Annotated in this window: 5 protein-coding genes; all 5 read left to right on the top strand. The window is 74.0% G+C overall.

The window, feature by feature from the left end; genetic code table 11:
- Window positions 1–65: 65 nt before the first annotated feature.
- From AB0F18_RS38770 to AB0F18_RS38750, 5 genes are read left to right on the top strand one after another with little or no spacing between them, the layout of a single operon-like run.
- Window positions 66–1,214, top strand: coding sequence for a DUF4350 domain-containing protein (locus AB0F18_RS38770; RefSeq protein ID WP_362070131.1), 1,149 nt, complete (start codon window positions 66–68; stop codon window positions 1,212–1,214).
- Complete coding sequence (locus AB0F18_RS38765) at window positions 1,211–2,173, top strand: MoxR family ATPase (protein WP_362070129.1); 963 nt, start codon at window positions 1,211–1,213, stop codon at window positions 2,171–2,173. The genes AB0F18_RS38770 and AB0F18_RS38765 overlap by 4 nt, the downstream gene beginning before the upstream one ends.
- Window positions 2,173–3,483 carry a DUF58 domain-containing protein gene (locus AB0F18_RS38760; RefSeq protein ID WP_362070126.1) on the top strand — a complete coding sequence of 437 codons (1,311 nt, stop codon included), beginning with the start codon at window positions 2,173–2,175 and terminating at the stop codon, window positions 3,481–3,483. Before AB0F18_RS38765 ends, AB0F18_RS38760 begins: the two co-directional genes overlap by 1 nt.
- A gap of 46 nt (window positions 3,484–3,529) precedes the next feature.
- A complete protein-coding gene (locus tag AB0F18_RS38755; RefSeq protein ID WP_362070123.1) occupies window positions 3,530–3,703 on the top strand; it encodes a hypothetical protein in 174 nt (57 codons plus the stop codon).
- 28 nt (window positions 3,704–3,731) lie between these two features.
- Window positions 3,732–4,004 (top strand): Uma2 family endonuclease, encoded by a 273-nt coding sequence (locus tag AB0F18_RS38750; RefSeq protein ID WP_362070120.1) that lies wholly within the window; start codon window positions 3,732–3,734, stop codon window positions 4,002–4,004.
- Window positions 4,005–4,116 lie beyond the last annotated feature (112 nt).

Raw genomic sequence — 4,116 nt, 5'->3', positions numbered from 1 at the left:
CCCAGGACCGCACCCCCCAGCCCGGCCAGGGCAAGGGCACGTCCACCGCCCTCACCCCCGCCCAGCTGTGGCGGCGCGCCCGCGGGCTGCTGCTCGCGCTCGGGGTCCTCCTCGCCGCCGCCGTCGCCCTCGCCGGGCTCCAGACCGGCGACCACCACGGCCGCCTCGACCCCCGCTCCGCCGACCGCGACGGCAGCCGCGCCCTCGCCCAGCTCCTCAAGGAGCGCGGCGTCCGCACCCGCGTCGTCACCAACGCCGACGAGGCCGCCGCCGCGGCCGGCCCCCGCACCACCCTCCTCGTCGCCGACCCCGACCTCCTCGGCGCACCCCAGCGCCGCGCCATCCGCTCCGCCATCGACCTCTCCGGCGGCCGCACCGTCCTCGTCGCCCCCGGCAGCACCGGCCTCGCCGAACTGGCCCCCGCCGCCCGCACCAAGGGCTTCGCCCACCAGCGCGACCTCGACCCCGGCTGCCCCCTGCCCACCGCCACCACCGCCGGCCGCGCCGGCACCGGCGACGGCTTCCGCTACACCACCGACCTGCCCGGCGCCGCCGGCTGCTACCCCAGCGACGGCCACCCCACCGTCCTCGTCCTGCCCAGCACCACCAAGGGCGGCGACACCGTCCTCCTCGGCTCCGAACGCATCCTGCTCAACCGGCGCCTCACCGAGGAGGGCAACGCCTCCCTCGCCCTCCAACTCCTCGGCTCACGCCCCGAACTCGTCTGGTACCTGCCCACCCTCGCCGACATGCCCGCCGACGGCCCCGCCGAGGACAAGACCCTCCTCGACCTCGTCCCCTCCGGCTGGTACTGGGCCCTGCTCCAGCTCTTCGCGGCCGCCGCCCTCGCCGCCCTGTGGCGGGCCCGCCGCCTCGGCCCGCTCGTCACCGAGAACCTGCCCGTCGCCATCCGCGCCTCCGAGACCACCGAAGGCCGCGCCCGCCTCTACCGCAAGGCCTCCGCCCGCGACCGCGCCGCCACCGTCCTGCGCGCCGCCGCCCGTGAACGCCTCGCCGCACTGGTCGGCGTACCCCCCTCCCAGGCCCACGACCCGGCCGCGCTGACCGCCGCCGTCTCCGCCCGCCTGCCGGAACCCGACGCCGGACGCGACGTCACCACCCTCCTCTTCGGCCCCACTCCCGCCGACGACGCGGCACTCGTCGCGCTCGCCGACCACCTCGACGCCCTCGAAAGAGAGGTCCGCACCTCATGACGGCCACCACGGACAGCGCCCGCTCCTCGCTGGAAGCGCTCCGCACCGAGATCGGAAAGGCCGTGGTCGGCCAGGACTCCGCCGTCACCGGTCTCGTCGTCGCACTCCTGTGCCGCGGCCACGTCCTGCTCGAAGGCGTCCCCGGCGTCGCCAAGACCCTCCTCGTCCGCGCCCTCGCCGCCTCCCTCGAACTCGACACCAAGCGCGTCCAGTTCACCCCCGACCTGATGCCCAGTGATGTGACGGGCTCTCTGGTCTACGACGCCCGCACCGCCGAGTTCTCCTTCCAGGACGGCCCCGTCTTCACCAACCTCCTCCTCGCCGACGAGATCAACCGCACGCCCCCCAAGACGCAGTCCTCCCTCCTGGAGGCCATGGAGGAGCGCCAGGTCACCGTCGACGGCACCCCCCGCAAGCTCCCCGAGCCCTTCCTCGTCGCCGCCACCATGAACCCGGTCGAGTACGAGGGCACGTACCCGCTCCCCGAAGCCCAGCTGGACCGCTTCCTCCTCAAGCTCACCGTCCCCCTCCCCTCCCGCGAGGACGAGATCGGCGTCCTCACCCGGCACGCCGCCGGCTTCAACCCCCGCGACCTGCACGCCGCCGGCATCCGCCCGGTCGCCGGGCCGAAGGAACTCGAAGCGGCCCGCGAGGCGGTCACCCACGTCGCCGTCTCCCCCGAGATCACCGGCTACGTCGTCGACATCTGCCGCGCCACCCGCGAATCGCCGTCCCTGACCCTGGGCGTCTCCCCGCGCGGCGCGACCGCCCTGCTGGCCACCTCCCGCGCCTGGGCCTGGCTCACCGGCCGCGACTACGTCACCCCCGACGACGTGAAGGCCCTCGCCCTGCCGACCCTGCGCCACCGCGTCCAGCTCCGCCCGGAGGCCGAGATGGAAGGCGTCACCGCCGACTCCGTCATCTCGGCGATCCTCACCCACGTCCCCGTCCCCCGCTGATGGCCCTCACCGGACGCGCCGCCCTCCTGGCGGCCCTCGGCAGCCTGCCCGTCGGCCTCCTCGAACCGAGCTGGACGGGCCTCCTCGCCGTCAACGGCACCATCGGCCTGGCCTGCGCCGTCGACTACGCCCTCGCGGCCCCCGTCCGCACCCTGCGGCTCACCCGCTCGGGCGACACCTCGGTCCGCCTCGGCGAGACCGCCGACGTCCACCTCACCCTCACCAACCCCGGGACCCGCCGCCTGCGCGCCCGCGTCCGCGACGCCTGGCCCCCCAGCAGCTGGACGGCCGGCACCGAAACGGCCGCCTCCCGCCACGAGGTCCCCGTCCCGGCCGGGGAACGCCGCCGCCTCACCACCCGCCTGCGCCCCACCCGGCGCGGCGACCGCCAGGCGGCCCGCGTCACCATCCGCTCGTACGGGCCCCTGGGCCTCCTCGCCCGCCAGGGCTCGCACACCGTCCCCTGGACGGTCCGCGTCCTGCCGCCCTTCACCAGCCGCAAGCACCTCCCGTCCCGCCTCGCGCGCCTGCGCGAACTGGACGGCCGCACCAGCGTCCTGACGCGCGGTGAGGGAACCGAGTTCGACAGCCTGCGCGACTACGTCCCCGGCGACGACACCCGCTCCATCGACTGGCGTGCCACCGCCCGGCAGCACAAGGTCGCCGTCCGCACCTGGCGCCCGGAACGCGACCGGCACATCCTGATCTGCCTCGACACGGGCCGCACCTCCGCCGGCCGCGTCGGCGACGCCCCCCGCCTGGACTCCGCCATGGACGCGGCCCTGCTCCTCGCGGCCCTCGCCACCCGCGCCGGCGACCGCGTGGACCTCCTGGCCCACGACCGCCGCACCCGGGCCCTGGTCCAGGGCCGCGCGGCCGCGGACGTCCTGCCGGCCTTCGTGAACACGATGGCCGGCCTCGAACCGGAACTCGTCGAGACGGACTCCCGCACCCTGGTCTCCACCATCCTCCGCAGCGCCCCGCGCCGCTCCCTGGTGGTCCTGCTGACGAGCCTGGACACGGCCCCCGTCGAAGAGGGCCTGCTCCCCCTCCTCCCCCGCCTCACCCAGCGCCACACGGTGATCCTGGCCTCGGTGGCCGACCCGCACATCGCGTCGATGGCCGCCTCCCGGGGCTCGGTGGACGCGGTCTACGAGGCGGCCGCGGCCACCCAGACCCAGTCCCAGCGCCGTCGCACGGCAGACCAGCTCTCCCGCCACGGCGTCCACGTCGTAGACGCCACCCCGGACACCCTGGCCCCCACCCTCGCGGACACCTACCTGGCCCTGAAAGCGGCGGGCCGGCTCTAGGGGGTGCCGACTGGATACGCTGAAACGGCACCCACCAGGAGGGCACATGGCCGACTTCACCCCCGAGCAGATGCGCCGCATGCACGACTTCGCGGAGCAGCTCGCGGAGCTGGCTGAGCACCACGAAGATCAGTGGAAGGTTCAGACCACCGACGGTCAGATCTTCCTCACGATGATGAACCCAACAGCTCCGCACGGGCTCGGCCGAGGACACCGATGACACGGCGAAGGCCGTCAACTCACGTGACGTGCTGATGGTGGTGGAAGTCGTCTCCCGCACGAATTCCCTCACCGACATCCGCGACAAGCTGCACGACTACCCGAGGATGGGGATCCCGCTGTACGTCGTCGTGGACCCCCGCAAGGAAAAGAAGTCCGTGACGGTGCACAGCGACCCTTCGGAAGGACCCGACGGCGTCCGCTACCGCAAGAAGGTCCCCTACGCTTTCGGCGACACGGTGACGGCCGGCCGCTGGACGCTCGATACGAGCAGCCTGAAGAGCTACCCCGCCGACTGGTGAAGCGGCAGGGCCGTATCTGGCCGTAAACGCAGAAAAGCCCCGCACCAGAAGGTGCGGGGCTTTCCCACAATGATTGTTCGGCGGCGTCCTACTCTCCCACAGGGTCCCCCCT

The organism is Streptomyces sp. NPDC029216, assembly GCF_040648015.1.
In the GTDB taxonomy this organism is placed as follows: domain Bacteria; phylum Actinomycetota; class Actinomycetes; order Streptomycetales; family Streptomycetaceae; genus Streptomyces.
This window is presented reverse-complemented; position numbering and strand designations above follow the sequence as displayed.